25 protein-coding genes and 1 pseudogene are annotated in these 25964 nt (G+C 68.6%); 9 read left to right on the top strand and 17 right to left on the bottom strand.

The annotated features are described in order from the left end of the window. The first annotated feature begins 634 nt into the window (after positions 1-634). Entirely contained in the window at positions 635-2116 is a 1482-nt protein-coding gene (locus KO481_RS27535; protein ID WP_245401618.1) for an alpha/beta fold hydrolase, read from the top strand. A gap of 151 nt (positions 2117-2267) precedes the next feature. Here the strand turns inward: KO481_RS27535 and KO481_RS27540 are convergent, their stop codons facing one another. From KO481_RS27540 to KO481_RS43375, 3 genes are read right to left on the bottom strand one after another with little or no spacing between them, the layout of a single operon-like run. Beyond that, positions 2268-3302 carry a sensor histidine kinase gene (locus tag KO481_RS27540; RefSeq protein WP_215921269.1) on the bottom strand — a complete coding sequence of 345 codons (1035 nt, stop codon included), beginning with the start codon at positions 3300-3302 and terminating at the stop codon, positions 2268-2270. Beyond that, a complete protein-coding gene (locus tag KO481_RS27545) occupies positions 3292-3987 on the bottom strand; it encodes a response regulator transcription factor (RefSeq protein ID WP_215921271.1) in 696 nt (231 codons plus the stop codon). The genes KO481_RS27540 and KO481_RS27545 overlap by 11 nt, the downstream gene beginning before the upstream one ends. Positions 3988-3991: 4 nt before the next feature. Continuing rightward, positions 3992-5647, bottom strand: coding sequence for a hypothetical protein (locus tag KO481_RS43375; RefSeq protein WP_308166803.1), 1656 nt, complete (start codon positions 5645-5647; stop codon positions 3992-3994). A gap of 201 nt (positions 5648-5848) precedes the next feature. On the opposite strand from KO481_RS43375, the gene KO481_RS27555 reads away from it, so the two are divergent. Together KO481_RS27555 and KO481_RS27560 are read left to right on the top strand one after the other, a co-directional pair. Continuing rightward, positions 5849-6502, top strand: coding sequence for a glycosyltransferase family 2 protein (locus tag KO481_RS27555; RefSeq protein WP_215921637.1), 654 nt, complete (start codon positions 5849-5851; stop codon positions 6500-6502). Next, the gene (locus KO481_RS27560; protein ID WP_215921273.1) at positions 6499-7212 is read left to right on the top strand and encodes a TIGR04282 family arsenosugar biosynthesis glycosyltransferase; all 714 of its coding nucleotides are present in this window, start codon (positions 6499-6501) and stop codon (positions 7210-7212) included. The genes KO481_RS27555 and KO481_RS27560 overlap by 4 nt, the downstream gene beginning before the upstream one ends. A gap of 30 nt (positions 7213-7242) precedes the next feature. On the opposite strand, the gene KO481_RS27565 is transcribed toward KO481_RS27560, so the two are convergent. The 5 genes and pseudogenes from KO481_RS27565 to KO481_RS27585 form a co-directional block, all read right to left on the bottom strand. Further along, the gene (locus KO481_RS27565) at positions 7243-8409 is read right to left on the bottom strand and encodes a serine hydrolase domain-containing protein (RefSeq protein WP_215921275.1); all 1167 of its coding nucleotides are present in this window, start codon (positions 8407-8409) and stop codon (positions 7243-7245) included. Positions 8410-8751: 342 nt separating this feature from the next. Beyond that, a pseudogene (locus tag KO481_RS27570) lies at positions 8752-9933 on the bottom strand (permease); the annotation flags it as partial. A 161-nt stretch (positions 9934-10094) separates the two neighbouring features. Then, positions 10095-10964 (bottom strand): LLM class F420-dependent oxidoreductase, encoded by an 870-nt coding sequence (locus tag KO481_RS27575; protein WP_215921277.1) that lies wholly within the window; start codon positions 10962-10964, stop codon positions 10095-10097. A 99-nt stretch (positions 10965-11063) separates the two neighbouring features. After that, positions 11064-11399 carry a hypothetical protein gene (locus KO481_RS27580; protein WP_215921279.1) on the bottom strand — a complete coding sequence of 112 codons (336 nt, stop codon included), beginning with the start codon at positions 11397-11399 and terminating at the stop codon, positions 11064-11066. 122 nt (positions 11400-11521) lie between these two features. After that, positions 11522-12829 carry an aldehyde dehydrogenase family protein gene (locus KO481_RS27585; RefSeq protein WP_215921281.1) on the bottom strand — a complete coding sequence of 436 codons (1308 nt, stop codon included), beginning with the start codon at positions 12827-12829 and terminating at the stop codon, positions 11522-11524. Between the two features lie 372 nt (positions 12830-13201). Here KO481_RS27585 and KO481_RS27590 point away from each other — a divergent pair, with 372 nt between their 5' ends. Both KO481_RS27590 and KO481_RS27595 read left to right on the top strand, forming a co-directional pair. After that, positions 13202-13387 carry a hypothetical protein gene (locus KO481_RS27590; protein WP_215921283.1) on the top strand — a complete coding sequence of 62 codons (186 nt, stop codon included), beginning with the start codon at positions 13202-13204 and terminating at the stop codon, positions 13385-13387. Between the two features lie 176 nt (positions 13388-13563). Beyond that, a complete protein-coding gene (locus KO481_RS27595; RefSeq protein WP_215921285.1) occupies positions 13564-14154 on the top strand; it encodes an HdeD family acid-resistance protein in 591 nt (196 codons plus the stop codon). Positions 14155-14164: 10 nt separating this feature from the next. Here KO481_RS27595 and KO481_RS27600 read toward each other — a convergent pair whose 3' ends face one another. Continuing rightward, positions 14165-15325 carry an acyl-CoA dehydrogenase family protein gene (locus tag KO481_RS27600; protein WP_308166804.1) on the bottom strand — a complete coding sequence of 387 codons (1161 nt, stop codon included), beginning with the start codon at positions 15323-15325 and terminating at the stop codon, positions 14165-14167. A gap of 84 nt (positions 15326-15409) precedes the next feature. Between KO481_RS27600 and KO481_RS27605 the strand changes: the two genes are divergently transcribed. Together KO481_RS27605 and KO481_RS27610 are read left to right on the top strand one after the other, a co-directional pair. Beyond that, complete coding sequence (locus tag KO481_RS27605) at positions 15410-15940, top strand: LOG family protein (protein ID WP_215921289.1); 531 nt, start codon at positions 15410-15412, stop codon at positions 15938-15940. Between the two features lie 136 nt (positions 15941-16076). After that, positions 16077-16619, top strand: coding sequence for a YceI family protein (locus KO481_RS27610; protein WP_215921291.1), 543 nt, complete (start codon positions 16077-16079; stop codon positions 16617-16619). A 124-nt stretch (positions 16620-16743) separates the two neighbouring features. Here the strand turns inward: KO481_RS27610 and KO481_RS43380 are convergent, their stop codons facing one another. The 5 genes from KO481_RS43380 to KO481_RS27635 all read right to left on the bottom strand — a co-directional run bounded on the left by KO481_RS43380 (position 16744) and on the right by KO481_RS27635 (position 22124). Then, positions 16744-17406, bottom strand: a complete 663-nt coding sequence (locus tag KO481_RS43380; RefSeq protein ID WP_245401619.1) for a L,D-transpeptidase — start codon at positions 17404-17406, stop codon at positions 16744-16746. 154 nt (positions 17407-17560) lie between these two features. After that, a complete protein-coding gene (crcB, locus tag KO481_RS27620; protein ID WP_215921293.1) occupies positions 17561-17923 on the bottom strand; it encodes a fluoride efflux transporter CrcB in 363 nt (120 codons plus the stop codon). Further along, positions 17920-18417 carry a fluoride efflux transporter CrcB gene (gene crcB, locus KO481_RS27625; protein ID WP_215921295.1) on the bottom strand — a complete coding sequence of 166 codons (498 nt, stop codon included), beginning with the start codon at positions 18415-18417 and terminating at the stop codon, positions 17920-17922. The genes crcB (KO481_RS27620) and crcB (KO481_RS27625) overlap by 4 nt, the downstream gene beginning before the upstream one ends. A 106-nt stretch (positions 18418-18523) precedes the next feature. Continuing rightward, a complete protein-coding gene (locus KO481_RS27630) occupies positions 18524-21307 on the bottom strand; it encodes a molybdopterin-dependent oxidoreductase (protein ID WP_215921297.1) in 2784 nt (927 codons plus the stop codon). A gap of 25 nt (positions 21308-21332) precedes the next feature. Next, positions 21333-22124 (bottom strand): FAD binding domain-containing protein, encoded by a 792-nt coding sequence (locus KO481_RS27635; protein ID WP_215921299.1) that lies wholly within the window; start codon positions 22122-22124, stop codon positions 21333-21335. A 187-nt stretch (positions 22125-22311) separates the two neighbouring features. On the opposite strand from KO481_RS27635, the gene KO481_RS27640 reads away from it, so the two are divergent. Further along, positions 22312-23853 (top strand): PucR family transcriptional regulator, encoded by a 1542-nt coding sequence (locus KO481_RS27640; protein WP_215921301.1) that lies wholly within the window; start codon positions 22312-22314, stop codon positions 23851-23853. A gap of 25 nt (positions 23854-23878) precedes the next feature. On the opposite strand, the gene KO481_RS27645 is transcribed toward KO481_RS27640, so the two are convergent. Further along, positions 23879-24088 (bottom strand): TOBE domain-containing protein, encoded by a 210-nt coding sequence (locus tag KO481_RS27645; RefSeq protein ID WP_215921303.1) that lies wholly within the window; start codon positions 24086-24088, stop codon positions 23879-23881. Between the two features lie 196 nt (positions 24089-24284). Between KO481_RS27645 and KO481_RS27650 the strand changes: the two genes are divergently transcribed. Continuing rightward, positions 24285-24635 carry a hypothetical protein gene (locus tag KO481_RS27650; protein WP_215921305.1) on the top strand — a complete coding sequence of 117 codons (351 nt, stop codon included), beginning with the start codon at positions 24285-24287 and terminating at the stop codon, positions 24633-24635. A gap of 20 nt (positions 24636-24655) precedes the next feature. Here the strand turns inward: KO481_RS27650 and KO481_RS27655 are convergent, their stop codons facing one another. Together KO481_RS27655 and KO481_RS27660 are read right to left on the bottom strand one after the other, a co-directional pair. After that, a complete protein-coding gene (locus tag KO481_RS27655; RefSeq protein ID WP_215921307.1) occupies positions 24656-24823 on the bottom strand; it encodes a hypothetical protein in 168 nt (55 codons plus the stop codon). A 666-nt stretch (positions 24824-25489) separates the two neighbouring features. Next, a complete protein-coding gene (locus tag KO481_RS27660; RefSeq protein ID WP_215921316.1) occupies positions 25490-25948 on the bottom strand; it encodes a YbaB/EbfC family nucleoid-associated protein in 459 nt (152 codons plus the stop codon). Positions 25949-25964 lie beyond the last annotated feature (16 nt).

Below are 25964 nucleotides of genomic sequence, written 5' to 3' on the forward strand. Positions count from 1 at the left end.
TCGCAAGCCATAGACTGCCGATCCGCAACCACATCACTGGTTGCCTGGGCGCGCCGTCGACCGGAGGGCCAGGCACAGCGGTAGCCGAACACGCTGTGCGGCAAGCATTTTTCCGAGATGTCGGCAACATATGCCTGGATTCCATCGAGTCTCCCGCGTCCAACTTCCGACGCGCAGGCACTCTGGGCCCGCACCAACCCACCACTCGGGGTCGACGTCACGATAGCATAACAATATGACTACGAAGCGGAAATGTTTCGACAACCATTGAGACCGCCCGGCCAGGAGGGGGAAATTCGCGAGACCGAGCCGATACCAGCACGGGTGATTGAGCAGATATGGCAGGCAATTGCCCGGCATACGCCCCAATCGCGCCACACTGTGATCCGTAACACATTTACATGCCCCGCAAAACCTGATGTAGGAGCCATAACCACGATGCGACCGGGGGTCAAGCGTGAATGGCGCCACTGGAAATCCCGGCATCACCAAGCCGGCTTCAGCAAATGGCTAGTAGGGTGCGTTCGAGACCCCGAAAATGGCTGTGCGGAATCAAGGACGCGTACACGGGGGTCGTGAGCAGGAAGATGCGATGCCGATGCGGATGCGGATGCGATGGGTTCGATGGCTTGTAATGGGGGTCATATCAGCAGCCGCATTCGCCACCGTGCCACTGGCACCGGCAAGCGCCGATCCGGTCGATGACATCCCGGGTGGGCTGCAGTCGTTCTACCACCAGCAACTGCACTGGAAGCCGTGTAACGACGCGGCGCTCGACCGTGCGGGGGCCCAGTGCGCGGGTGTCGTCGTACCGCTCGACTACAACCGACCGGACTCACGCACGCTGACCGTGGCGATCTCGCGTATCCCGGCCACCGACCCAGCCCACAGACGCGGGATCATGCTGTCCAACCCGGGTGGTCCCGGCGGTCCGGGCCTGAACATGATGGTCGACCTCCGGGATCGACTCACACCGGATGCCCGCGCCCGGTACGACCTGATCGGCATGGACCCGCGTGGGATCGGCCGATCGGACCGACTGAGTTGTGCGCTGCCGCTGCCCACCATGTTGTTCTCGGCCGGCTTCGACGCCTTCGGCTACGCGCGCGACGCCGGCCTGGCAGCCGCGCTCGCGGCTTCCTGCGTAGCACCCGATCCCGAGAAGGCCCGGTTCATCACCACCCGCAATACCGCCCGAGACATGGATGTCATCCGCAGCGCATTCGGTGAACGCAAGCTCAGCTATTTCGGCGCCTCCTACGGCACCTACCTGGGTGCGGTATACACGCAGATGTTCCCTCAGCACAGTGACCGGATTGTGCTGGACAGCGCGATCGACCCGGACCGCTACTGGATCGGCAGTTACCAGGACATGGGCGCCGCCAACGAGGCCGGGCTCGACGACTGGGCGATCTGGGCGGCCCGCCACGACGCCGACTACCACTTCGGTAGCAGCGGACCGCAGGTCCGAGCCTTTGTCGAGGACATGATCCGACGCGCCGCCGCGAATCCGGTCATCGGCAACGGCTATCTCATCGACGAACACACCGTACCGATGATGATGCTGGCGCTGTTGTCGACTCCGCGGAAGAACACCAACCTCGCCGAGGTCGTGCGGATCGTAGCCGACGCGGTGTCCGGGCTGCCCGTCAAAATGGAGCAGCTGAAAGCGAAGATCAGCGGTCCCGTTCCGATGGATGCCTCCGGCACGGCCGCAGTCCTGTGCGGCGACAAGGCCGCACCCCGAGATCCGGCCTGGTACTACCGCAACATCGAAAGCGTCCGGGCGACCCAACCGGTATTCGGCGCGTTCGCCAACAACATCACCGCCTGCGCGTTCTGGCCGGCCCCGATCGAGCCACCCACCGCTGTGCACAACCCGACACCAGCCCTGATCTTGCAGGCAACCCGCGACACCCGCGCCGCCTACCAGGAAGGCCTTGCACTGCACCGGGACCTCACAGCGTCACGAATGGTCACTCTGGCAGACACCCGCGTTCACAGCATCCTCGCCAACAACCTGAGCCAGTGCGTGAACGACATCGTCAGCACCTACTTCCGTGACGGCACCCTCCCCGGTGCCGACCGCACCTGCCAGCACGACCCCAGCTACTAGCCAGCGTTTCACAAGTGGGTGAGAGCGGGATCGTTCGGGGTCGAACGCCGGCGGCCGGCCACCGGCGGAGCCCTTGTTCTTCCGGTTGGCCGCCTGATCCGCTTTCATCGGGATGGCGGCTTTGATCCGAGCGATCTCACCGCACGCAGCGTCACGCTGAAGTAGCGTCGAGCAGCGGCAGCAACACCTCGAAGCGGCACCCGACATCCTGGTTGCAGGCGCTGATTTCGCCGTGATGGGCCTGCACCAGGCCCGCCGCGATCGCCAGGCCCATTCCACTGTTGGAGCCGATGGCGGCGGTGGCGGCCGGGGAACGGGCCGCGGTGCCGCGGTAGGCGACCTCGAAGATGCGGGGTAGATCGTCCGGCGCGATGCCGGGGCCGGTGTCCGTGACGTGTGCCCAGGCCCGGTCGTCGTGCACACCGGACGAGATATCGATGCGGCCGCCCGGCGGGGTGTGCTCGATGGCGTTGGCCACGAGGTTGGTCAGCACCCGGGTCAGGGCGCGGTCGCTCGCCGCAACCATGATCTCCGAGCCCGGCTGGCGCGCGGTCAGGCTCACCCGCGCGCGCTCGGCGGTCGGCTGATTGGCCGCGGCCACCTCGTCGATCAGCTCGCGCAGGTCCACCGGCTCGAGCTCCAGCCGCAGCGCGCCCGAGTTGATCTTCGACATCTCGAACAGGTCGTCGACCATCGTCGAGAGCCGGTTCGTCTCGCGCACAATCTGATTCGCGTATCGCTCGATGGTCTCGGGCTGGTCGATCACGCCGTCGACCAGCGCCTCGCCCATGGCGCGAATGCCGGCCAGCGGGGTGCGCAGATCGTGGCTGACCCACGCCACCAGCTCGCGGCGGGAGCGCTCCGCGGCCCGCTCCTGCTCCCGCATCTGCCGCTCCCACACCATCTTCCGGGCCTGTACCCGGCCCAGCACGATCGCCGTCGGGACCGTGACAGCGGTCACCACCGCCAGCACCACCGCGATGCGCCACAGCTCGTCGGTGAACATCAGGCCGCTGACCGCGACCACCCCGACCAGGGTGGCCAGCGTCGGAATCAACACCAGCAGTACAAGACTGAATGTCAGGCTGCGGTTGTGGGTCAGGCGCATCGCCAGCGCCCCCAGCGCCATCACCGGGACCGAACCCGCCAGCGCGTAGCCGATCAGCGCGAAGATGTCATGAGGCATCGGCGGACTCCTCCCCCGGCCGGCCCCAGGCGTACCCGCGGCCCCAGATCGTTTCGATACGATGTGCGGCACCGAGTTTCGCGCGCAGCCGCTTGATGTGCACGGTGACGGTGGACTGGTCGCCGAAGGTCCAGCCCCACACCCGCTCGAGCAGTTCGGCCCGTCCGAACACCTGCTGCGGATGGGCGAGCAGGAAGGCCAGCAGGTCGAATTCGCGCGCGGTCAGCTCCACCCGGACGCCGTCCACCAGCACGGCCTGCGCATCGGACCGCAATTCGATGGCGCCACTGCGCAGCGGCTGCTCGGCCGCGACCGGGGACCGCTGCGCCCGGCGCAGCACCGAGGCCACCCGCAACGCCAACTCCCTGGGGCTGAACGGCTTCACGATGTAGTCGTCGGCGCCGGACCGCAGGCCCAGGACCCGATCCTCCTCCTCGCCCAGCGCGGTCAGCAGGATGATCGGCATGTCGGGATGCTCGCCGGACCGCACGGCGCGGCACAGGTCGATGCCGTCCGGGGGCGGCATCATCACGTCCAGGATGGCCAGATCGATCTCGTTGCGCGCCAGCACTTCCGCGGTCGAGGGGCCATCGGCCGTCTCCACCACGGTGAGCCCGTCGCGCTCGAGATAGCGGCGCACCACCTCGCGGACCACCACGTCGTCGTCGGCTACCAGAATGCGCATCGAATCACCAGTTCGTCATCAGTAGATGGTTGATCAGCAGTGCCGCCACCGCCTGTGTGGCCAGCCAGTAGTGCGCGCCGCGGCGCGGCAGCAGGGCCGTCCCGGCGAGCACCCACATATCGAACGGCAGCCAAATCCGTTCTGTCTCGGCCTTACTGAGGCCGCTCAGGTCCGCGGCCAGGATGGCGACGAGGCCCGCCGCCGCCAGCAATGCCGCCGGATCGACCCGCACCCGCCACCGCTCGAGCCAGACCGGCTCCCGGCGAAGCCACGCCATTCTCCTCGGCGTCGCCGATATCCCCGCACTACCACCGGCACTCTCCCGATCGGCGACCGCGACGCCTGCGGCCCTCGGCTCGCGGTCCGCTGCCGGCACCGATCCGGCCCCACCCGGAGCAGCGGGGGCGATACCTGTTCTCACGTCCGCACTTTCGACCTGCCGCATTCGTGCGCCCTCGTCCGGACGCCGCGCCTGCCCGCTCCCCCCGGGGCTTCCGGCCGAGCTCACACCGAACCGGTTCGGCGCCAACGGTTCCACGACTCCGCGGACCACCCGGTGCAGCGCCCCGGCGGCCGCCAGTCCCACCGCGCACACCGTGGCCGCGAGATTGCCCCAGACCCAATAGCTGTACGGCCGCTCCGAGGCGATGCCCTGGTAATACCGTTGCACCACAAGGTGATAGCCGTCCAGCCACCAGAATCCCGCGGCGGCGAACGCCGCCACTACCAGCGCCACACCCACCAGCGTGACGAGCGCGGGCACCGCCCCGCGCACGCCCCGCGCGAGCAGTACCGCGGCCGCCGGGACGACCATGAGCGTGAGCCCGTAATTCAGAAACAGCCCGTATCCGAACAGCAGCCCCGACGCCAGCGCGGGGACGGGCCATCCGGCGCGACGGCGGGTCGCGACGGCCAGCAGTGCGACGGCCCAGGCCGTCACGCCCGTGAACAGCGCGTCGGCCGACACACCGATCCACACCGCGGCGGGCGCGAGAACCAGGAAAGGCACCACGGCGCGCGCCCGCCCGGGCGAGCCCAGCGCATTCAGCGCAACCGGAACGGCGGCGGCCGCGCTGCACCCGGCCAGCACGACCACCCAGGCCGCGGCGGCCCCACCGCCCAGGCCGATCCGGTCCATCAGCACGAAGGTCAGCAGCGCGCCCGCGGGATGCCCGGAGACGTGGGTGGGCCACGAGTCGGGCCGGAAATCCAGGATGCGGCCGGAGAATCCGCGCAGCATCGCGCCGACGTCGGTGATCCGATGCGCGGTGTAGAGATACTCCTCCTGCCGCGCCAGCCGATCGCCGGCCCATCCGGTCTTCCAGCCGTCGATCATCGCCAGCGAGAACGTCCACGCGACCGAGGTGAGCCAGGCCAGCACCAGCATCGGCCGCCATGGCAACCTGTGGGCAAGTCCGGGCCCGAACAGGACGACCAGCACCGCGACGGCGATCGCGGGACCGGTCCCCCAGCCGATATGCGGCCCCCAGATTCCGAAGATCGGCGCGGCCGCCGCGTACAGATGCTCGGACCAGGCACGGCCCTTCACGAACGGCAGCGCGAAGGCCGCGGCTACCAGCACCGCCGCCGCCGTGGCACACAACAGATCGGCGCGGACGCCGGAACCGGGCCGCGCCGGGGGGGCCGTTTGCTGCTGCACAGGTTCACCCTAAGCCGCGGCATCGGCCACACCGACGGATCCACCGGTCGCCACCATGCCCCGTCATACTTTCGTCACCGGTTCGCTGGGCCGAATTCGGTGGTCGCGGGCCTACGGTCGGAAGTTGTGAGCAAGCTTGCGAGCGAACCAGCAAATGCCGCGGAGCCGGAGCGCCGACCGGCCGGAGCGCCGGCGGACACCGTGGGCGCGCCGGAGGTCACCGTGGTGATCCCGTGCCACAACGAGGCCGGTGCGCTCCCCGGCGTGCTGGCGGCCGTTCCGTCCGGGTTCCGCGTGATCGTGGTGGACAACGCGTCCACCGACGACACCGCGGCCGTCGCGCGGGCGGCCGGGGTCACCGTGGTGCGAGAACCGGTTCCCGGCTACGGCTCGGCGGTCCATGCGGGTGTTCGTGCGGCCGATACCGAACTGGTGGCCGTGCTCGACGGCGACGGATCCATGGATGCCGCCGAATTGTCTTTCCTGCTGGGCGAATTGGACGCGGACGTCGACATGGTGGTCGGCCGCAGGCGGCCGGTCGGCGCGGGCGCCTGGCCCTGGCATGCCCGTGCGGGCAACCTCCTGATCGCCGCGCTGCTGCGGCGCCGGCACGGCCTGCAGGTGCACGACATCGCCGCCATGCGGGTCGCCCGCCGCGAACGACTCCTGGCGCTGGGGCCGTTGCATCCACGCTCGGGATATCCGCTGGCGCTGCTGATACGCGCGGCCGATGCCGGATGGCGGATCGTCGAACGTGACATCAACTACCGCCCCAGAACCCATGGCGTATCCAAGGTTTCGGGGTCGGTGCGCGGCACCCTGCGGGCGGTCCAGGATTTCTGGAGCGTGCGATGAGTGAGCCGACGGCCGCGACGCAGCCGGGGATCGCCGCGACACTGCTCGTGATCGCGAAGTCCCCGATCGCCGGATTCGCCAAAACCCGTCTCACACCGCCATTTTCGCCGCGCGAGTCGGCTCAGCTGGCGGCCGCCGCACTGCTGGACACCCTGGCCGCGGTGCGGCACAGCGGCGTCCGGCATCGCATGGTGGCCTGGACCGGCGATCTGTCCCAGGCCGAGCGGTCCGACGAATTGTCCACGGCGCTCGAGGAATTCGAGCTGGTACCGCAGCGCGGCGACAGCTTCGGGCAGCGGCTGGCCAATGCCCACGCCGACGCCGCCCGGCTGGGACTGCCGGTCCTGCAGATCGGCATGGACACCCCGCAGGCCGGTCCGGCACTGCTCGCGGTGTCGGCCTCGCTCCTGCTCGAATGCGGCGATGCCGTACTGGGCCCCGCGACCGACGGCGGCTGGTGGGCGCTCGGACTGACCGACCCGCGCCCGGCCCGCACGCTCGCCGAGGTACCCATGTCGACCGACCGCACCGGCGAGCTGACCCGGGAGGCCCTGAGCCGCTGCGGATGCCAGGTCCGCAGGCTGCCCATTCTCACCGATGTGGACACGGTCGAGGACGCGCTCACCGTGTCGCGGGAGTACCGCGGCCGCTTTTCCCAGGCCGTCGAGCGATTCCGCGCTCCGGCGGCACCTCTGGTCGTCCCGGTCTGATTACCGCGCGCGACACCGGCGCCGCGGGATTCAGCTCGCGACCGAGTTCAAGGCCGCGACGAGCCCGGCCGCCCGGAGGTCCTCCGCGCCCTCGATGATGTAGTTGGTGACATACGCGAAGGCCAGCCCCCGGCTCGGATCGGCCAGGGCCAGCGATCCACCGCGGCCGGGATGCCCGAACGAGTCGGGACCGGCGAACTCCAGGCCCGCGGTGGGGAGCATGTATCCGCTGGCGTAGCGGTCCGGCATCATCATCACCCGGTCGATGCCCTCGGCCTGCTCGCGCACGGCATCGGCGAGCGTGGCCGGGGACAGCAGGCGCACGCCGTCCACCTCCCCGATCAGCGCGGCATAGAGCCGGGCCAGCCCGCGCGCGGTGCCGATGCCGTTGGAGGAGGGAAACTCCGCGGCCTGCACCTCGTAGGAATCGAAGTCCGGATCGGCCGGATCGGTGACCTGGAATGCCCGGTTGATCAGGTGGTCAGGATCCTGCATGGCGGCGAAGATCCCGCGAAACGCCTCGGGGATGTCCTCGATGGCCACGCTGCCGAGCTCGGGCCTGGGCGCGAAGACCAGTCGCGCCACCCGGGCGCGCTCGGACTCGGGCAGGCCGATGAAGAAGTCGATCCCCAGCGGGCCCGCGATCTCCTGTGCCACGAAACGGCCGGGCGTCAGGCCCGTGATCCGGCGCACGACCTCCCCGACCAGCCAGCCGAACGTCCGCCCGTGGTACCCGTGGGCGGTACCCGGCGTCCACTGCGGGCGCTGCGCGGCCAGCGCCTCGACCATCGGATCCCAGCTCAGCGCGGCCGCGAGCGGGACCGCCCTGTCCAGGGCGGGCAGGCCGGCCCGATGGCTCAGCAGCCAGCGCACCGGTATCTCCCCCTTGTCCGCAGCGGCGAATTCCGGCCAGTACCGCGCGACGGGCGCGTCGAGATCCAGCTGCCCCCGCTCGACCAACAGGTGGGCGGCGGCCGCCAGCACCCCCTTGGTCGCCGAATAGACCAACGCGGCGGTATCGCGCTCCCAGGGACGATCGGTCGCCGGATCGGCGAGGCCGCCCCACAGATCCACCACCGGGCGACCGTCCCGGTAGATCGCGACCGCGGCGCCGACATCCCCGTGCTCGGCGAAGTTGCGCTCGAAGGCCTCTCGCACCGGCTCGAATCCGGGCGCCACAGTTCCACTCACCGTCATGGCTCACCCCAACGCTCGATCCGAGCGCTCTATTCCAGCTCGACGCGGCCCCACTTGGGGCCGCGTCGAGGCAATATCGTTGGCGAACAATCCGATCCGTTCGGATCGCTACCGTGACCCGTGGCCGGATTCGTGCCCGGCGTCATCATGGCCTGGATGCTCGTGCTTACTGTCCCCATGCTCGGCGCGATCGTGCCCCGCGTGGACGTGCTCCGCATCCTCGTGTCCGGCATTGCCGTGCGCGGTGTGATCGTGCTGGGTGTGCCCATGCTCGGCGTGGTCGTCCCCCGCATCCTCGTGTCCGGCATTGCCGTGCGCGGAGTGATCGTGCTCGCCATGACCGTGCCCGGCATGATCGTGTCCCGCATGATCATGCTCGGCATCCGGTGAACCACCCATCATGCGCAGCATGGGAATTCCGCCGGTGCGCACGAAGCGGATCACCAGAATCGCCGCGAGCACCAGGAATACGATGTTGAGCCAGGTGGTGTAGTTCCAGCGGATACCCTCGGCCATCACCATCGCGTTGCGTGCGTGCGGGGTGAGCCCCGTTGCGCCGAAGAGGATTTCGACGAGGTAGCCGGCGCCGGCCATGGCCAGGTAGAACACGCCCAGCAGGGTCAGCATCATGCGGGTGCCGTAATACTTGCGGTAGATGTTCAGGATCGGCAGGATCAGCAGGTCCGCGAAGATGAAGGCGGTCACGCCGCCGAAACTGATGCCGCCGTTCCACAGCACCGCCGCCAGCGGCACATTGCCGATCGAGCAGACGAACGAGGCGATCGCGACCAGCGGCCCGACCAGCGGCCCCCACACCGCCGAGAGCAGCGGATGACCCTCCAGAAAGAAGCTCTGCCAGAACCGATCCGGAACCCACGCGCCGATCGCGGCCGCGATCAGCAGCCCGATGACCAGATCGCGCAGGATCGCCGCCCACTCCATCACGAAAACGTGGGCGACGGAGGTGAATCCGCGCGGTGACAGCAGCCGCCGCAGGAACGATCCATCGCCGGAGACCGACATGTCCATGGCCGCATGGCCTTCCATCGATCCGGCCAGCCCGCGCTCGGCCTGCTCCCGCGCCGCCTCGACCAGGCGCGAGCGCACGAACAGCCGGAACAGCACCGCCACCAGCACGATCATGATCGGGCCGCCGATGAACTCGGCCGCGGTGAACTGCCAGCCCAGCAGCAGCGCCAGGATGATGCCGAGTTCGACGACCAGATTGGTCGAACCGATCTCGAAGGCCATCGCCGCGGTGAAGTTCGCCCCCTTGCGGAACAGCGAACGCGCCAGGGCAACCGCGGCATAGGAGCACGAGGACGAGGCCGCCCCGAGCACCGACGCGACCGCCAGCGTGCGAGGCCGGTCATCGCCGAGCAACCGCACGATCGTGGACTTGCGCACCACCGCCTGCACCACCGCCGAGAGCGCGAAGCCGAGGACGAGCGCCCACAGGATCTCCCATGTCATAGACCCCGCCAGCGCCAGCGCATGCACTATCGCGTGCCATACCGTCTGCATCTGCCCACCTCACTCACCATCGACCTGCTCGAACCTCAGATAACCTATACCCCCTATGGGTATATGGCAAGCGCGGCTCACCCCGGCCCGGCAGACGACGACGCCGTGTGCGCCGGAACCAGGTCCGGCGCCCACGGCGTCGATTCGGCGTGAGCCTCGCGTCAGAACCCGACCAGGCGCGGGATCAGTTCACCCGCCCGCTCGGCGTACTCCAGCGGATCCACGCCCGGGTCCGGCATGACATCCAGCTGCGTAATCCCCAGCCCCGCATAGTGTTCGGCATCGGCGACGAACGCGTCGGCGTCGTCGAGGACGGGGCCCAGGTAGGTCACCGTCTTACGAATGGCGTCGTAGTCGCGACCCTCAGCATCGCAGTGCTTGCGCAGCACGTCGAGCTTGTGGGTCACGTCGTCGATGCCGGAACCGAACAGGTTGCAGGCATCGGCGTAGCGTGCGACGAACAGCAGGGTCTTCTTCTCACCGCCGCCGCCGATCAGAATCGGAGGCCGCGGCCGCGTCAACGGCGCGGGCACGCACAGGGTCTCGGCAAGCTGATAGATCTCGCCCTTGTACGGGCCGTTGTTGTCGCTCCACATCTGCAGGCAGATCTGCAGCGTCTCCTCCAGCCGCTCGAACCGCTCGCCCATCGGCACGAGCGGAACACCCAGCGCGAGCTGCTCGCGTTCGTACCAGGAGGCGCCGATGCCCAGCTGCGCGCGCCCGCCGGACAGCACGTCCAGGGTCGCGACGATCTTGGCCAGCAGACCCGGATAGCGGTACATCACGCCGGTCACGAGGACCGCCAGCCGCATCCGCTCGGTCAGCGCCGCGACATACCCCAGGGTGGTGTACGCCTCGAGCATCGGCTCCTCGGCGACGCCGCGGTGCTCCATCTGGAAATAGTGGTCCATCACGGTGAATTCGGCGAATCCGACCTGCTCCGCGAGCTGGGCGGTGCGGCCGAGGGTGGTCGCGATGCGGGTGGGGTCCGCCGGGGTCGAATAGTTCCAGTAATGCAGGCTCAAATCCATGCTGCGTATCCCTTCGCCGGGCGGGCAGGGGACGGACATATCCCCCGACCGTCTCACCCTATCGGGATCGCGGGCCGGTTGCGGCGAAGTGGGCGAGCGCTAGCGAGCCGGGGCGGCGAGCCGGCGCGGGGTGATCCGGCCCGCCGCCACGAGCACGCGGTGCGCCGCCGCCTTGCGCGGGCAGTCCGACACCATGCAGTCCAGATGCTCCTGCATGATGCGGTGCGCCTCGGGCACGTCGGGCGCGTGCTCGGGCGCACTGTGCCCGGCGAGCAGCACGGGGATGGGGGGAAAGCTCTCCGCGACGATGCGCTCGCGGATCTCGGCGACGCTGCGGCCGCTGGGCAAGCGCTGGGGGCGCAGCCGCATCAGCACACCGGCCATCGCGCCGGCCATGATCATGGTGGCGGCGAAGATCTGCCAGCTGCCCATCATTTCACCTCCGCGAACACGAGAACCGAAGGATCGACCGCGAACTCGGGAATTGTGTTCATCGCTCTCTTCTAAAGTCGTGAATTTCCTTGTTGGAGAGGGGGTTACAGAACATCGGAGAGGTGTTACACATGCAGCATCGGCGTCAGGTGCACCGATACATCGTTGACCGCGACCCGCGCGGCGGTGAGACGGCCGCAGACGTAGGATCCCGCGGGGCCGTCGGTGGTCCACACGCTCGCGCAGGGCCCGTACGGATCGTTCGCCAGCGCGATGGCCTGCTCGGCATCGGCGACTCGCACCACCGGCAGTACCGGGCCGAGGGTCTGCTGAGTGAGCACGGACATCGCCGGATCGACATCGACGAGCACGGTCGGGGCGAAGATGTGCCCGGAACCGTGCCCTCCCGCGCGCACCACGGCGCCGCGCTTCACCGCGTCCTCGACCTGGTTCTTCACCTGGATCACGTGCGCGGCCGAGGTCATGACCTCGACGGTGGTGTCGTCGGGATCCTGGGCGCCGAAGGCGTCGACCTCGTCGACGAGACGATCGATGAAGGCGTCGTAGATCGGGGATTCGACGAAGACCCGCTCGATGCAGCTACAGCTCTGCCCCGACCCGGCCAGGCCGCCCAGGGCGATCCCGGCGGCGGCGCGGCCGATGTCCACCCCGGTCAGCACCACCGCCGACGATTTGCCCCCCAGCTCGAGGCGGCACGGAATCAGCCGCGCGGCCGCGCGTAGCGCGATGACCTTGCCGGTCTCGGGCGAACCGCTGAAATGCACAAAATCGACGGCGTCGACCAGGGCGGGCCCGGCCTCGTGACCGGTCACGAAATCCAGCACGGGCGGCGCACCGAGCTCGGCCCAGCCGATGACCAGGGCGCGCATCGTCAGCGGCGTCACCGAGGACGGCTTGACCACCACGGCCGATCCGGATAGCAGCGCCGGGATGACCTCGAACAGCGCCGCGGCCAGCGGGTAGACCCAGGAGGAGATGACACCGACGACCGCGCAGGGCCGCTGGGCGATCGCGAGCTGCAGCGATGCGTTCGGCACGCCACCGGTGCGCACTCGCCGCGACTCGAGGAATTCCGCCCCGCGCGTGCGGTGGTAGTCCAGTGCGTCGATGCCGATCCGGAACTCCCGATACGCCGCGGCGACCGGTTTGCCGGTTTCCGCGGCCAGCGACCCGACGACCATATCCTCGTTGCCCAGCAACCAGTCTCGGAACTTGGTGAGCCATTTTGCCCTGCCGACGACGCCCATCGAGCGCCACAGGACTTGCGTTTCGCGTAGGCAGGAGACCACCGCCTGCACCCGGTCGGGCGAGTGCATCGGCAAGGTACCCAGCACCCGGCCATCGGCCGGCGCGGACACGGTGATCCAGGCATTCCTGGCATTCGAGGGAACCGACAGCATTTTCAGAATCACTCCGGACGCGTCGAGTATGGAAGTACCGCAGGGCGAACGCACAGCTCACCGGCAGATTGAACAAATGACCGGGTCGACAAGGGGGGCCGATCAGGATGCGGCATACGAGAAACCGTATGGCTATCGTGAAGATTCAACCAGCGCAGTTTGGGCCAGGAATCGGCGAATATGGGACGTACCCAGCAAACTTACCGTCGAGTAAACTGAACGGCCGCACAGCATTCCGGCACGAAACGGCCGGGCTCATGTGCCATCCACCGAACTTCGACGTCATGGGATCGCTTGGTCAGCCACAGCGCCAGCCTGAATCTCCCTCTGCCACAAGCAAATCCGGCGACCACAAGATTCTACGAGCACCAGTGCGCGGAGCTGATGCAGAGCCGGCGCAGTCGTACCGGCCCGAGCGGTCAGGTGCGTGAACTGCTCATCCGCCGCGGCGCCGTCTCCGACCAGGCACATATCGCCGCGGACCTGGACATCAGCGTGCGCACGCTGCGCCGGAGGCCGGCCGGGGAGGGCACCACCTTCGCGAGGTCAGCAACGAGACCGTCGGACTAAGCGTCTCGGCCTTCGCCATCGCGTTCCGGGGCTGCAAGGGCCAGTCGCCGGGCACCTTCGCCCACGCGCACCGCAGCCGGGTATCGACCGGCGCACAGCCGCCGCGCCGTGTGTCGTTACCAACTCATCTACAGCGAATTGCCCGCTAATAATCAAACTGGGATTATTCTGCCAACATGACAACCAGCAAAGAGGGAGTTTACGTGGGGCCGCTGCAGCAGCTGGCCCGTGGTGCGTGGCAGTCACTGCTGGTCATCGGCATTCTGTCGGTGGTCATCGGGATCATGATCCTGGTCTGGCCGGGGCCGACGCTCGTCGTCGCCGGCATCCTGTTCGGCTTCTACCTGGTGATCTCGGGCGTGCTGCAGCTGATCGCGGCGATGGGCCCGCACATCGGCACCGGTTGGCGAGTGTTATCGATCGTGAGCGGCATCCTGTCGTTCATCCTGGCGGTGTTCTGCTTCCGCCACATCGGTGACTCGCTGATACTGCTGGCGCTGTGGATCGGCATCAGCTGGCTGTTCCGCGGCATGGCGGCGCTTATCGGCGGCGCGGAGGCCCCCGAGGGCACCAAGAACAAGGGCTGGACAATCTTCTTCGGCATCATGCTGCTGATCGGCGGCGTGGCCCTGGTGGTGTGGCCGATCCACTCGATCGCGGCGCTGACCATCGTCACCGGCTGGTGGCTGCTGTTCATGGGCATCATGGAGGTGATCGAGGCGTTCGGGGTACGCAGCGCGGCCAAGCAGGCACCCAGCGAGCTGTAATTCCGGCTCGTCAGTACGACGCGGGCAGTCCCAGGGTGTGCTCGCCGACATAGTTGAGCACCATCTCCCGGCTCACCGGGGCGGTGCGCATCAGCCTTGCGGTGAACCACATCTCGGCCAATCCGTATTCGGCGGTCAGACCGTTGCCGCCGTGCACCTGGATGGCCTGATCCAGCGCCCGCAGTGAGGCCTCCGCGGCCGCGAATTTCGCCATGTTGGCCGCGCCTGCGGCATCGCCCCCGGCGTCGAACTGCTGCGCCGCCGAGCGGGTCGCCAGGCGCGCCAGCTCGACCGCGATATGACATTCGGCCAGCGGATGCGAGATGCCCTGGTGCGCGGCGATGGGAACCGACCACACGCGGCGCTGCTTGGCGTAGTCCACGGCCTTGGCGATGGCGTAGCGGCCGATGCCGCCGCTGATCGCCGAGGCCAGAATGCGTTCGGGGTTCAACCCGGCGAACACCTGTGGTAATCCCCTGCCGGGCAGGCCGATCAGCGCATCCGGACCCAGCCGGACCTCGTCCAGGAACACAGTGAACTGATGGTCCGGCGAGACAACCACGGTCTGCAGCGGATGCAGCGTCACCCCCTTCGCGCCGGAGGGAACCACGAACAGCGACAGCGGATTCCGGCGCTCGTCGACCACATCGATCGCGCGCGCGACCACGAGCAGCGCGTCGGCCTCATCGGCCGCGGAGATGAATTGCTTTGCCCCCGAGAGTATCCAGCCGTCCCCGTCCGCCCGGGCGAAGGTGCGCAGCACATGTGAGTTGGATCCGGCATCGGGTTCGGTGAGCGCGAAGGCCATCTTGCGGCTGCCCTCGGCCAGGCCGGGCAGCCAGTCCCGCGCGAGTTCCGGAGAGCCGTGCGCGGCGATGATGGACCCGCAGATGGCCGGCGATATGACCGTCAGCAGCAACGGAATACCATGCGCAGCAAGCTCTTCGATAACAATCGACAATTCGGTCAGACCCGCGCCGCCACCTCCGTGCGCGGCGGGAAGGTGCACCCCGAGCATCCCCGCCGCACCCAGATCGGCCCACAGCTCACCGACTTTCGCGCCGGAGCGGGATCGCTCCAGAAAGTATTCCGCCCCGTACTTCGCCGCGATCTGCGCGACGGCCTCGCGCAGCAACTGCTGATCGGGAGAATCGACGACGAGACCCTGCACGACTGCCCCACTGTCCCTCGAATGCCGGATCTCAACGGTACCCGAAGCACCCCGTGCCATATGGCCGTTTCGTAGGGTGGGCGAATGCATATCTGCGTCTTCCTCTCCGCCGCCGATCTCTCCGAGCGCTACACCGTGCCCGCGCGCGAGTTCGCCGAGCTACTCGGCGGGGGCGGGCACACCCTGTTGTGGGGCGGGTCGGACGCGGGCCTGATGAAGGTCGTCGCCGACGGCGTGCAGAGCAGCGGCGGCCGCCTGGTGGGGGTGTCCGTCGAATTCCTGCGGGCCAAGGCCCGCGCCGGGGCCGACGAGATGATCGTGGCGGCCGATCTGGCCGAGCGCAAGGCGCTGCTGCTCGAGCGGGCGGACGCGGTGGTGGTCATGGTCGGCGGGACCGGGACGCTGGACGAGGCCACCGAGATCCTGGAGCTGAAAAAGCATGGGCTGCACCACAAGCCGGTGGTACTGCTCAATACCGCCGGATTCTACGACGGCCTGCGGGGGCAGTTCGAGCGCATGGAGGCCGAGGGGTTCCTGCCCGTGCCGCTGGCCGAGCTCGCGCACTTCGCCGACACACCCGCGGAGGTAATGACGTACCTGGAGTCGCGCCTCTGACCGCCGATACGGCAGAACGCAACAACAATTTGGAATATCGACGGCCGGTTTTCAGTTAGGTGGACATGGAAACCAAATAGGCTGTCGGATGATGCCGCAGCGCGGCATCCCGCCCCCTTCCGAACAGGAGAACGCCATGTCCACTCCCATCGGCCTGACCGCGGGTACCTGGGTCATCGACCCCGCACACTCCACCCTCGGCTTCAGCGTGCGCCATCTGATGGTCAGCAAGGTCCAGGGCCGCTTCAGCGACTTCTCGGGCGAGCTCGTCGTCAACGAGGACGGCACGGCCCAGGCCTCCGTGCAGATCAAGGTCGACTCGGTAACCACGGACAACGATCAGCGTGACGCCCACCTACGCACCGCCGACTTCTTCAAGGCCGAGGAATTCCCGGTCGCGACCTTCACCGCCACCGGAATCCGCCCCGACGGGGAGGACTTCACCGCCGAGGGCGACTTCACCATCCGCGGGAACACCAAGCCCGTCAAGCTGAACGTCGAGTTCCTCGGCGTCGACCCGGGCATGGGGCAGGGCCCGGTCGCCGGATTCGAGGCCAAGACGACCATCAACCGCCGCGATTTCGGCATCACCATCGATATGCCCCTCGAGGGCGGCCGTGTCGTCGTCGGCGACAAGATCGAGCTCACCCTCGCCGTCGAGGTGGGCCTGAAGGGCTGAGGATCCTCGCGCCGATGGAGCAGGCTCCATCCGATCCGAAGCGGAGCGGAAGCAGTTCGGAAGCGAGTCGGAGACCAGTGAGGGCGGGCCCGCTCGGCCCGCCCTCACCACGTCGACACAGAATTCAGCGCACCACCTCGAACTGGTCGCCCGGGCGCAGGTAGTCGTAGAACGCTCGTGCGCCGTCCGGGGTCATCCGGATGCAGCCGTGCGACTTCTCCTGGATCGGGCCGATGTGGGTGGCGATGTCACCGTTGAAGAACACCGCGTAGCGCATCTCGGCGTGGTGCATGGTGCTCCAGTGGTACCAATCCTTGGACGCGACATGGAACACGCCCGGCGGGGTCTCGAACCCGGGCCGTCCGTGCGAGATCGGGGTCGGGCCGAAGGTGACCTTGCCGTTGTCCATCAGCCATGCCAGATTCGACGACAGCTGCAGGCAGGCACGCGTGCCGGGGGTCGTGCACGGCGCACTGACCGATTGCTGCGGATTGACCACCGCCAGGCCGGGCAGGGCCGGTCCGCCGGGCCAGAGCGAGTCGCCGGGGGTCATCCCGACCCTGGGGCCGCCGGGCCATAACTGGGTGGTATCCGACGCTCCCGGAATCGTGAGACCGCCTGGAAGCACCGGCGCGGCGATCGAAAATCCGGAAAAATCCGCCACATCCGGCGCGGCCGGGGCCGCAGGGGCCGCAGGGGCCGGGCCCGCCATGATCATCGCCGCGAATCCGATGCCCGCGAATATCGCCAGTCGCGCGGCACCGTTGCGGAAACGCTTGCTACTCATCACTTTTCGCACCTCTTCCCCATACGCCACGTCGTTGTCGCCGATCCGGGTGTGCTCGAACCGCCCCACGACATGGTGCGCGAGGCATGCGGAAATCATCCCCGACCAGCACACTCGGGGCAATCGCGGCGCGCGGGAAAAGACCGGAGAGTTTTCAGCCGGCCAGCGCGTGGGCGGCGGTGTAGCCGAGCAGGGCCGCACCGAGACCGGCGATCACGCTCACGGTCACATTCATCACCGCGTAGAAGTAACAGCGCTGCTCGAGCAGCCGCAGCGTCTCGAAGCTGAACGTGCTGTAGGTGGTCAGCGCGCCACAGAAGCCGGTGCCGAGCAGGGCCATGACCGGGTTCGAGACGGCCGCGCCGGTCAGCGCGCCCAGGATCAGGCAGCCGGCCAGGTTGACGGTCAGGGTGCCCCACGGGAACGGGCTGTCGTGGCGCGTGCCGACGGCACGGTCGGTGAGGTAGCGGGCCGGTGCGCCGAGGATCGCGCCGAGGAAGACCAGTACCAGGGTCATGCGCGCGCCCCCTCCTTCTCGGTGTCTCGCGGTATTCGCCTGCGCAGCACCAGCGTTCGAGTCGACATCACGCCCCCGAGCACGGCGAGCATCGCCGCGAGCAGCGTCCCGGCCAGGTATCCGAACGCCAGGTAGACGGTGCCGGGCTGCAGCAGGTTCCGCGTCTCGACGGCGTACGTGGAGAAGGTGGTGAACCCGCCAAGGAAGCCGACGCCGAGAAAGGGCCGCACCAGCCGGTGCCCGGTCCACACCTCGGTGATCAGGACCATCAGGATACCGATCGCGAAGCATCCGATGACATTGGTGAGGAAGGTGCCCCAGGGGAACTGCCCGGGCCGGGTCGGCAGCAGGCGCGCCAGGCCGAACCGAGCCTCGGCGCCGAGCGCGCCGCCCACGGCGATGACGGCCAGCACCGGCCCCTGTTCGCGCAGCCAGGCGCGGCGCGAACTCCTCGCGCGAGCATCGGCTCTCTCGGCAAGACGGACTCGGGGCATCACAGACTCCTACTCGAACATGAAAGTACTGGTCAAGTAGGGACTGTTGGCGGCGCGGCGGCCGCGGTTGTTCCGAGTGGAAGTGGCGAGCCCCACCGCCACGTCACTACACGGTAGCCGGTCTCGACTCCGTGACCGGTGCAGTGTGGTGATCTTCACGCGATGTCCCGGCCCCGCGATGCCGGTGGTGGATGGCCTGCCAGATGCGGTCGCGGGTCAGCGGCAGGTCGGTGAACCGGATCCCGGTGGCGTCACGCAGGGCGTTGGCCAGGGCGGGGGCGACCGGGTTGAACGGGCTCTCGCTCATGGATTTGGCGCCCAGCGGGCCGATAGCGTCGCAGGTCTGCATGAACACCACCTCGGTGCGCGGGACGTCCGCGAAGGCGGGCAGCCGGTAGCGGCGGAACGCCGCGGTGCTCACCTCGCCCCGTTCGTCCAGGCGCACCTGCTCGAACAGCGTGGCGCCCAGCGCCTGCGCCACCCCGCCCTCCACCTGGCCGCGGCACTGCATCGGGTTCATCACCTTGCCCGCGTCGGCGGCATGCACGCTGCGCAGGATCGCCAGCTCACCGGTGTCCGGGTCGACCGCCACCCGGAACAGCTGGGCGTTGAAGGCGACCGAACGCGGTGTTCCACCCCAATGCCCCTCCCCGGCAAGGGTTTTCCCTTGCTCCGCCGCGATCCGGTGCAGATCGGTGAGCAGCAGTTGCCGATCACCGCACACCACCGCGTGCGCGCTCAGGTGGCAGCGCTCGCGCGGCACACCGAGATGCTCGGCGGCTACCTCGCAGAGCGTTTCGGCCAGGGCGCTGCTCGCATACAGCGTGGCCTTGCCCGCGACGACGGTTCCGGTGGATCCGAACGCGCCCGTATCGTGCCGCACCACATCGGTATCGGACTGCCGGATCGCGATCCGGTCCGCATCGGTGGCCAGTTCCTGCGCGGCGATCTGGCGGTGCACGGTGGTGGTGCCGTTGCCGAATTCCGCCGTACCGACCGCCAGGTCGTAGGATCCGTTGGCCAACAGTGTGATTCGCGCATCGGCGAAGTGCCCGCCGGGCGGGCCGGTGGCGATCATCGACAGCGCGACGCCGGTACCGGTCAGCCAGCCGGCGGGGGCGGGCGGAAACGGCTCGGCGCGGGCGCGGCGGATCACATCGAAACATTGGCCCAGGCCGTAACTGGCGATCTGCAGATCCTCCTCGTGTCCGCCGGGAGTGATCATCGGCTCATCGGGGCCGATCATGTTGGCCTCGCGGAAACTCAGGGCGTCGATGTCCAGGCGACGGGCCAGCTCGTCCATCACCGATTCCATGCCGAACACGACCTGCCCCAGCCCGTATCCCCGGAACGCACCGGCCGGAACGGTATTGGTGTAGACGGAGTACCCGTCGACCTTCTTGTTCGGGCAGCGATAGACCGCGAGCGATTCGCCGACGCCGTGGAACAGCACGGCCGGGCCGTGATTGCCGTAGGCGCCCGTGTTGGCGACGACGCGCGCCTCGAGCGCGCTGAGCGTGCCGTCGGCCCGCGCGCCCGCCTTGATGTGCACGGTGAACGGATGCCGGGTGGTCGCGCCGTAGAACTGTTCCGCGCGTGTGTATTCCAGCTTCACCGGACGGTGCAGCCGCAGCGCGGCCAGGGCCACGACATCCTCGACGATCATCTCCTGCTTACCGCCGAATCCGCCGCCGACCCGGCCGGCCAGCACGCGCACGCGCTCGAGGGGGAGATCGAACAGCGCGCACAGCGCGCGACGGGTCAGAAACGGTGTCTGCGAGCTGGTTCGGATGGTCAGGCGGTCGTCCTCGTCGAACCAGGCCACCGCCCCGTGCGTCTCCAGGCTCGCGTGCTGCACGCGCTGGGTATTGAAGGTCTGCTCGTAGACGACCGCGGCCTCCTCGAATCCGGCTGTCACATCGCCGATTTCGCCATGTACCTCGCCGACGATATTGCGTTCCGGCCGGGCGATGCGCGCGAGCTCGGCCGGCTTGTCGTGCACGACGGGCGCGCCCGGGCGCATCGCCTCCTCCGGATCGAGCACATAGGGCAGCACCTCGTACCGCACCTCGATCGCGCGGCAGCCCGCCTCGGCGGCGCCCTCGCTGTCGGCGACCACCGCGGCGACGCGCTGGCCGACGTAGCGCACCACGTCGTCGAATACCCGGGTGTCGTCGGGATCCTCTTGTGGATGTTCGTGGCGCGCGGTGGAATAGCGGCGTTCGGGGGCGTCGTGGTGGGTGAAGACCGCGCGCACGCCGGGTATCCGCAGCGTCGCGGTGGTGTCGATGTCGAGGATGCGGGCGTGCGGGTGGGGCGAGCGCAGCAGCTTCATGTGCAGCAGTCCCGGCACATCGATGTCGAAGGTGTAGCGGGCGGTTCCGGTGACGACCTGCGGCCCGGCGGGGGCGCCGAGGTTGCTGCCGACCGTGGCCCCTGCCGCGGGGTTCTCGGTGTGCCGCACGCCGCGGATTGCGTCCTCGATCGCGCGGTATCCGGTGCAGCGGCACAGATTTCCCTTCAGCGCCCGCGGCAGGTCGGAGAGTTGCGCCTCGCTCAGGGCGGCGGTGGTCATCAGGAATCCGGCGGTGCAGAAGCCGCATTGAAAGCCCTGCGCGTCCAGGAAACGCTGCTGCACCGGATGCAGGCCGTCCGCGCGGGCCAGCCCCTCGACGGTGGTGACCCGGTGGCCGTCGGCCCGGAAGGCCGGAAACAGGCAGCTGTGCACCGGATTACCGTCCACATGCACGGTGCACGCCCCGCAGTCGCCCGCGTCGCAGCCCTTCTTGACCCCGAACCAGCCGCGCTCGCGCAGGTACGTGCGCAGACATTGCCCGGGACGGGGATCCTCGTCGAAGTCCTTGCCGTTTACCTGAATTCGGAAACCCATGGTTATCTCCTCTCGATTCGGCCGCTCAGGCCAGCTCGACCCTGATCTCCTCGGCCAGGCGCAGGGTCATGTGGCACCGCCAGTCCGGCAGCCCGTGGATGTCGTCGAACCACACCGCCGACGGCACGGCGGCATCGATCGCTGCCGCCAGCGTGGCGGCGGTGGGCACGGCGGAAAACCGCAGCCGCACAGGATGAGTCGTCGACGCGGTCAGGGTCAGCGCCAGCTCGCCGTCTCGCGGATCCCGGGTTCCGATGACCAGTGCCCCGGATCGGCCCAGCCCGTACAGCGACACCTGCCGAAATGCGGTGCGGCGCGCCAGCGCTCGCGCTGGCAGGGTGACCGACCGCAGCAATTCGCCCTCCCGCAGGTCCTTTCGGCCCGCGCCGGTGACGAATTCGGCCACCGGCAGCCGCCGCACCCCGCCGTCGCGCGCCCACAGCGTGCACATTCCGTCGAGCGCGGCGGTCAGCGAGATCATCGGCCCGGCGGGCAGCGCATTGCACAGATTCCCCCCGACGGTGGCCATGTTCCAGATCTTGAACGAGGCCAGGAACGCGTTGCAGCACTGGCCGAACAGCGGATGCTCGGTGGCCCGGAACAGGTGAGCCACGGTGCAGGTGGCCGCGATCTCCAGGTCCCCGCCCGCAAGCCACTGCAGCGGCGGCCAGCCCGTCCGGCTCAGGTCCACCAGCCGCCGCACCCGCGGCTGCGGCTCGGAGAACAGGTAGGTTCCCCCGCCCAGCCAGGCATCGCCGGGCCGCCAGTGCTCGTGTGCGCGGGCGTCGCACACCTCGACGACCGTATTCAGATCCATACCGACCGATTCTTTGCGCATGCCGCGGGCCTGGCATCGGCTCCCGAATACGGAATTCCGCCACCGGCGCCGGCGTGTGTTGGTGGATTCACCAGGTTCGGGCGGCGCACGCGACACCCGTCTACGATGCGGTGTCCAAGGCGTCGTCCCGCGCGGCCGCGGCGCCGGATGTGGAAGGGAGCCGATCATGCGGGTGGACGACCTGCTGGAGGTGCAGGACCTCGGGCTGGAACTGGTGTGGGGTGAGCCCGCCCTGCTTAACCAGCCGATCAGCGGGGTGACCGCGACCGATCTGCTGGATCCCTCCTCGTTCCTGGAGCCCGGCGAGGTGGTGCTCTCGGGCCTGGTGTGGTGGACCGCGCGCGGCGGCCGGGGCCGGGCCGACCATTTCGTGAGCTCACTGCAGCACGCCGGCGCGGTGGCGCTGCTGGCCGGAACGGTCCGGCACGGCGGCATCCCCGACGAGGTCGTGCGGGCCTGCCGGGCACACGGTCTGGCGCTGGTGGCGGTGCCCGAACAGACCACCTTCCGCACCATCACCGATGCGATCTACCTGCGGCGCTGGAGCGATCTGAGCTCCTCGCCGCACTCCTCGCTGCCCGAGCACGTGCGGCGGCGCCTGGACAGGCTCATTCGCGACCGCGCCGAACCCGGCCTGCTGCTCGACGAGATCGCCGGCCAGCTGGGCGGCTCGCCGTGTGCGCTGGTCACCGCCTCGGGCCGCACGATCGCCCGATCGACCCGAGCGGCGGCCGACAGTCCGCCCGCCGCGATCGTGCGCGGCCTGCGCCGCGCCGATCGCACGGTCGCGCAAGTCGGCTCGGCCGAGGTGCCCTACGACAGCTGGTTCGTGACGCTCGACGCCGGACGCGAGGCTCCACCGCGCATGCTGCAGGACGTGGCGGAGGTGCTGCGCGGATATCGCGAATTGTGGGCCCAGGACGAGGCCGGCCGGCAGCGCGCGGCCGACGAGTTGCTGACCGGGCTGCTGGACGGCGCCACCGACGCGGAGACCACCGCCGCGCTCGAATCCTGCGAGCTACCGCGGCGCGGGACGTTCCGGGTGGTGTGCGGGGCCACCACGCCCTTCCGGCGCGCCGATTCGATCGCGGCGGTACGAGAGTTGTTGTCGCACATGACCGATCGGCCGTGTGCGGTGGGCGCCATCGGGGAACACGCGTTCGCGGTGCTGGCGGATCTGCCCGCCCTCACCGAGCGCCTGAGCGCGGTGTACGAGCTCGTGCGGTCGTGCGATCCGCAGGGCGGACTACATCTCGGCGTGGGTGCGGCGACCGCGGATCCGCGCGACAGCCTGGCCCAGGCGCTGCACGCGTGCCGGACCTCGGCCGGACTCGAGCGCTCGATAACCGCGACCGAAGAGCTGGCGACGCTGCACGAGTTGCTGGCCGGGGTGCCGGCCGCGGTCCGCACCGCTTACGCGCGGCGGGTGCTCGGAGTGCTGCTCGAGGACGACCCCGGACACGCTGGCCTGCGCGACACCCTCAGCGCCTTCCTCGACCACAACGGTTCCTGGGCGCGCACCGCCGAGGCACTGTTCGTGCACGTCAATACCGTGCACTACCGGATCGAACGGGTGGAGAAGCTGACCGGCCGCGACCTGGCGAAGCTGGCAGACCGGGTCGATCTGCGTGCCGCGCTGCTGTGCGCGCGGACCGGCGATGCCGCCTCGGACGCCACGGCGTGGGTCACGGTGGGACTCCGCGGCTGAGCCGCCGTCGTCCGATCCCGCGCCGTTAGTCGACGCCGAGCGCGACCTCGGTCGATTTGATCAGGACCGTGACGGGCTTGCCCTCGGCGAGCCCGAGATCATTCACCGCATCGGCGGTGACCGAGGAGGTCACCACGTCACCACCGGTGAGCCGGACGCGCACGACCGCCATAGCCTCGCCCCGCGTGATCGAGACGACCGAGCCTTCGAGCTGGTTCCGTGTGCTGAGTTTCATGTGACGCAGCTTACTCACCGCTACCGTGATGAAGCGCACTCGCCGCGCACCGGAGGGGCCCTCAGCTGGGTCGATGGACCGGTCGCCGCGGCCCGGTCCGAGCTGCGAACCAAATCCAAGCAATGGCACAGGATTCTTTCAGGGTCGCATCGCATCCTGGATCGCGAACGCAGATACGGCGAGGGCGAGGTACACGATGGTCGAAATCGAGGTCACGGGTACGACGGTGACTGTGCACATACTCGGCGCACACCGCTTTCTCTCGCTACGCGACCAGGTCACCTTCGACCTGTCGAACGTCGTCGCCGTGGCGCCCGCCGGGGTCGACATGCGCCCGCCGTGGCTGCGCGCGCCCGGCACCTTCTTCCCAGGCGTGATCGCCGCCGGCATCTTCCGCGGCAAGGGCCGCAAGGAATTCTGGGACACCCTGTTCGACGGCCGCGGGCTGCAAATCGACCTGTCCGGCAGCGATTTCACCCGCCTGGTCCTGGACGTCGCGGACCCCGATGCGGTCCGCGCCCAGCTCACCCGGGCGGTCGCGGCCTGACGGACCCGGCGTAGCGGCCACTACCGATCGCCCGGGGAATCCTCGGCCGCGCGCGGTGCGGGCCCGGACAGCCGGATCACCCCACCGTCGAGGTCGAGCTCCAGGCGCGGCCGGTGGTTCTGGCCGTCGCTGTCCTCGCTGCTCTCATCGGTCAGCTTCTTACCGAACATTTCGCCGAAGACGCCCATTCCTCCACGATAGCCCGGGGAGGTGGTCCCTGATTCGGGGCAACGGCGAGCGGGCCGGCGGTGGCGCTACTTACCATCGGCCCGCTGCGCGCGGATTACGGCGGACCGGCCCCGGATGTCGTCCGGCTGTCGTGCTGGCCCGGGGCCGGCCCGTCGCGTGATCCTCGGGCGGCGCTGACCGAGGATCCGTTCATGGATGTGCCGTTACGACACCTTCTGCCACAGCGATTGTGCATCCCCCCGGTCAATTCCGTGGGTGATACGACAGATATCACATCGTGATCTACTTGTGAAATAGCGGCTGTTCACCGAAAATCGTGACTGATCGTTAATCTGACTGTGCCACAACACTATTGAATTCATCAATCCGGCGATGACCCTTTTGCGCCGCCAATCTGTTCACCCGGGCATAATCGGACGGAGATCTGCCAAGTCATGCAGGTCGTAGCGCTACCTCGCGCACGATATGGACGCCGATGCCGCGCTTGCTTTGCACCACAGCCCATAATCAGTGGACGACCTATCATATATTTTGCACACCGGTGGCGTATCTGCGACACCCGACCGAGGGTGCACATCAATGACAAACAGGCTGATCGGTCCTCGTACGGCAAATGCATTTCGCGAATGCCGTGACTATCTCGCCGACTTCCGGCGCACCGCCGCCTACTCCCCCGGGTCGGCGATCCTCGGCCGCCGCGCCTGGTCCTCCTCGGGCCATTCCTGCGGCGGTTCGGTGGGCGCCGGCGGTGCGTCCGGCAGCAGGTCCGCCAGATCCGGTGCGCCCTCGATGATTTCGGACAGCTTGGGCAGCCGGGATCTGCGCTCGAGCAGCGGCGCCATGAGCTCGCGGCTGCGGCGTAGCACGCCCTCGGCGGCGGCCTGCGCTGCCGCGGTGACGTATTCGGCGATCTCGTCGTAGCTCAGATCCGCGATATCTTCACTGAACCGGGTCTGCACCACCATGCCGTCGGCATTGACCGTCACCTCCACGCGCTTATCGCCCACCGACGCCGTGGCGGACAGCAGCGATCGCTGCCGCTGCAACTCGGCGATGCCCTGCAGCTGGTCCTGCAGCCCGTCGAGCATCGTCGCCATGTCGGCCGCGAGTCGTTCGTTGCCCATCACACCTCCGTAGTCG

It is taken from the genome of Nocardia albiluteola (genome assembly GCF_018860155.1).
In the GTDB taxonomy this organism is placed as follows: Bacteria; Actinomycetota; Actinomycetes; order Mycobacteriales; family Mycobacteriaceae; genus Nocardia; species Nocardia albiluteola.

What these genes read in the sequence shown, in the direction of transcription:
- KO481_RS27565 (WP_215921275.1), bottom strand. Translation starts at nt 8,409, where the DNA reads ATGACGGTGAGTGGAACTGTGGCGCCCGGATTCGAGCCGGTGCGAGAG.
- KO481_RS27575 (WP_215921277.1), bottom strand. Translation starts at nt 10,964, where the DNA reads ATGGATTTGAGCCTGCATTACTGGAACTATTCGACCCCGGCGGACCCC.
- KO481_RS27590 (WP_215921283.1), top strand. Translation starts at nt 13,202, where the DNA reads ATGCAGAGCCGGCGCAGTCGTACCGGCCCGAGCGGTCAGGTGCGTGAA.
- KO481_RS27540 (WP_215921269.1), bottom strand. Translation starts at nt 3,302, where the DNA reads ATGCCTCATGACATCTTCGCGCTGATCGGCTACGCGCTGGCGGGTTCG.
- KO481_RS27545 (WP_215921271.1), bottom strand. Translation starts at nt 3,987, where the DNA reads ATGCGCATTCTGGTAGCCGACGACGACGTGGTGGTCCGCGAGGTGGTG.
- KO481_RS27535 (WP_245401618.1), top strand. Translation starts at nt 635, where the DNA reads ATGGGGGTCATATCAGCAGCCGCATTCGCCACCGTGCCACTGGCACCG.
- crcB (WP_215921293.1), bottom strand. Translation starts at nt 17,923, where the DNA reads ATGACCCTGGTACTGGTCTTCCTCGGCGCGATCCTCGGCGCACCGGCC.
- KO481_RS27645 (WP_215921303.1), bottom strand. Translation starts at nt 24,088, where the DNA reads ATGAAACTCAGCACACGGAACCAGCTCGAAGGCTCGGTCGTCTCGATC.
- KO481_RS27635 (WP_215921299.1), bottom strand. Translation starts at nt 22,124, where the DNA reads ATGGATCTGAATACGGTCGTCGAGGTGTGCGACGCCCGCGCACACGAG.
- KO481_RS43380 (WP_245401619.1), bottom strand. Translation starts at nt 17,406, where the DNA reads ATGAGTAGCAAGCGTTTCCGCAACGGTGCCGCGCGACTGGCGATATTC.
- KO481_RS27580 (WP_215921279.1), bottom strand. Translation starts at nt 11,399, where the DNA reads ATGATGGGCAGCTGGCAGATCTTCGCCGCCACCATGATCATGGCCGGC.
- KO481_RS27605 (WP_215921289.1), top strand. Translation starts at nt 15,410, where the DNA reads ATGCATATCTGCGTCTTCCTCTCCGCCGCCGATCTCTCCGAGCGCTAC.
- KO481_RS27655 (WP_215921307.1), bottom strand. Translation starts at nt 24,823, where the DNA reads ATGGGCGTCTTCGGCGAAATGTTCGGTAAGAAGCTGACCGATGAGAGC.
- KO481_RS27660 (WP_215921316.1), bottom strand. Translation starts at nt 25,948, where the DNA reads ATGGGCAACGAACGACTCGCGGCCGACATGGCGACGATGCTCGACGGG.
- crcB (WP_215921295.1), bottom strand. Translation starts at nt 18,417, where the DNA reads ATGCCCCGAGTCCGTCTTGCCGAGAGAGCCGATGCTCGCGCGAGGAGT.
- KO481_RS27610 (WP_215921291.1), top strand. Translation starts at nt 16,077, where the DNA reads ATGTCCACTCCCATCGGCCTGACCGCGGGTACCTGGGTCATCGACCCC.
- KO481_RS27650 (WP_215921305.1), top strand. Translation starts at nt 24,285, where the DNA reads ATGGTCGAAATCGAGGTCACGGGTACGACGGTGACTGTGCACATACTC.
- KO481_RS27560 (WP_215921273.1), top strand. Translation starts at nt 6,499, where the DNA reads ATGAGTGAGCCGACGGCCGCGACGCAGCCGGGGATCGCCGCGACACTG.
- KO481_RS27630 (WP_215921297.1), bottom strand. Translation starts at nt 21,307, where the DNA reads ATGGGTTTCCGAATTCAGGTAAACGGCAAGGACTTCGACGAGGATCCC.
- KO481_RS27595 (WP_215921285.1), top strand. Translation starts at nt 13,564, where the DNA reads ATGACAACCAGCAAAGAGGGAGTTTACGTGGGGCCGCTGCAGCAGCTG.
- KO481_RS27640 (WP_215921301.1), top strand. Translation starts at nt 22,312, where the DNA reads ATGCGGGTGGACGACCTGCTGGAGGTGCAGGACCTCGGGCTGGAACTG.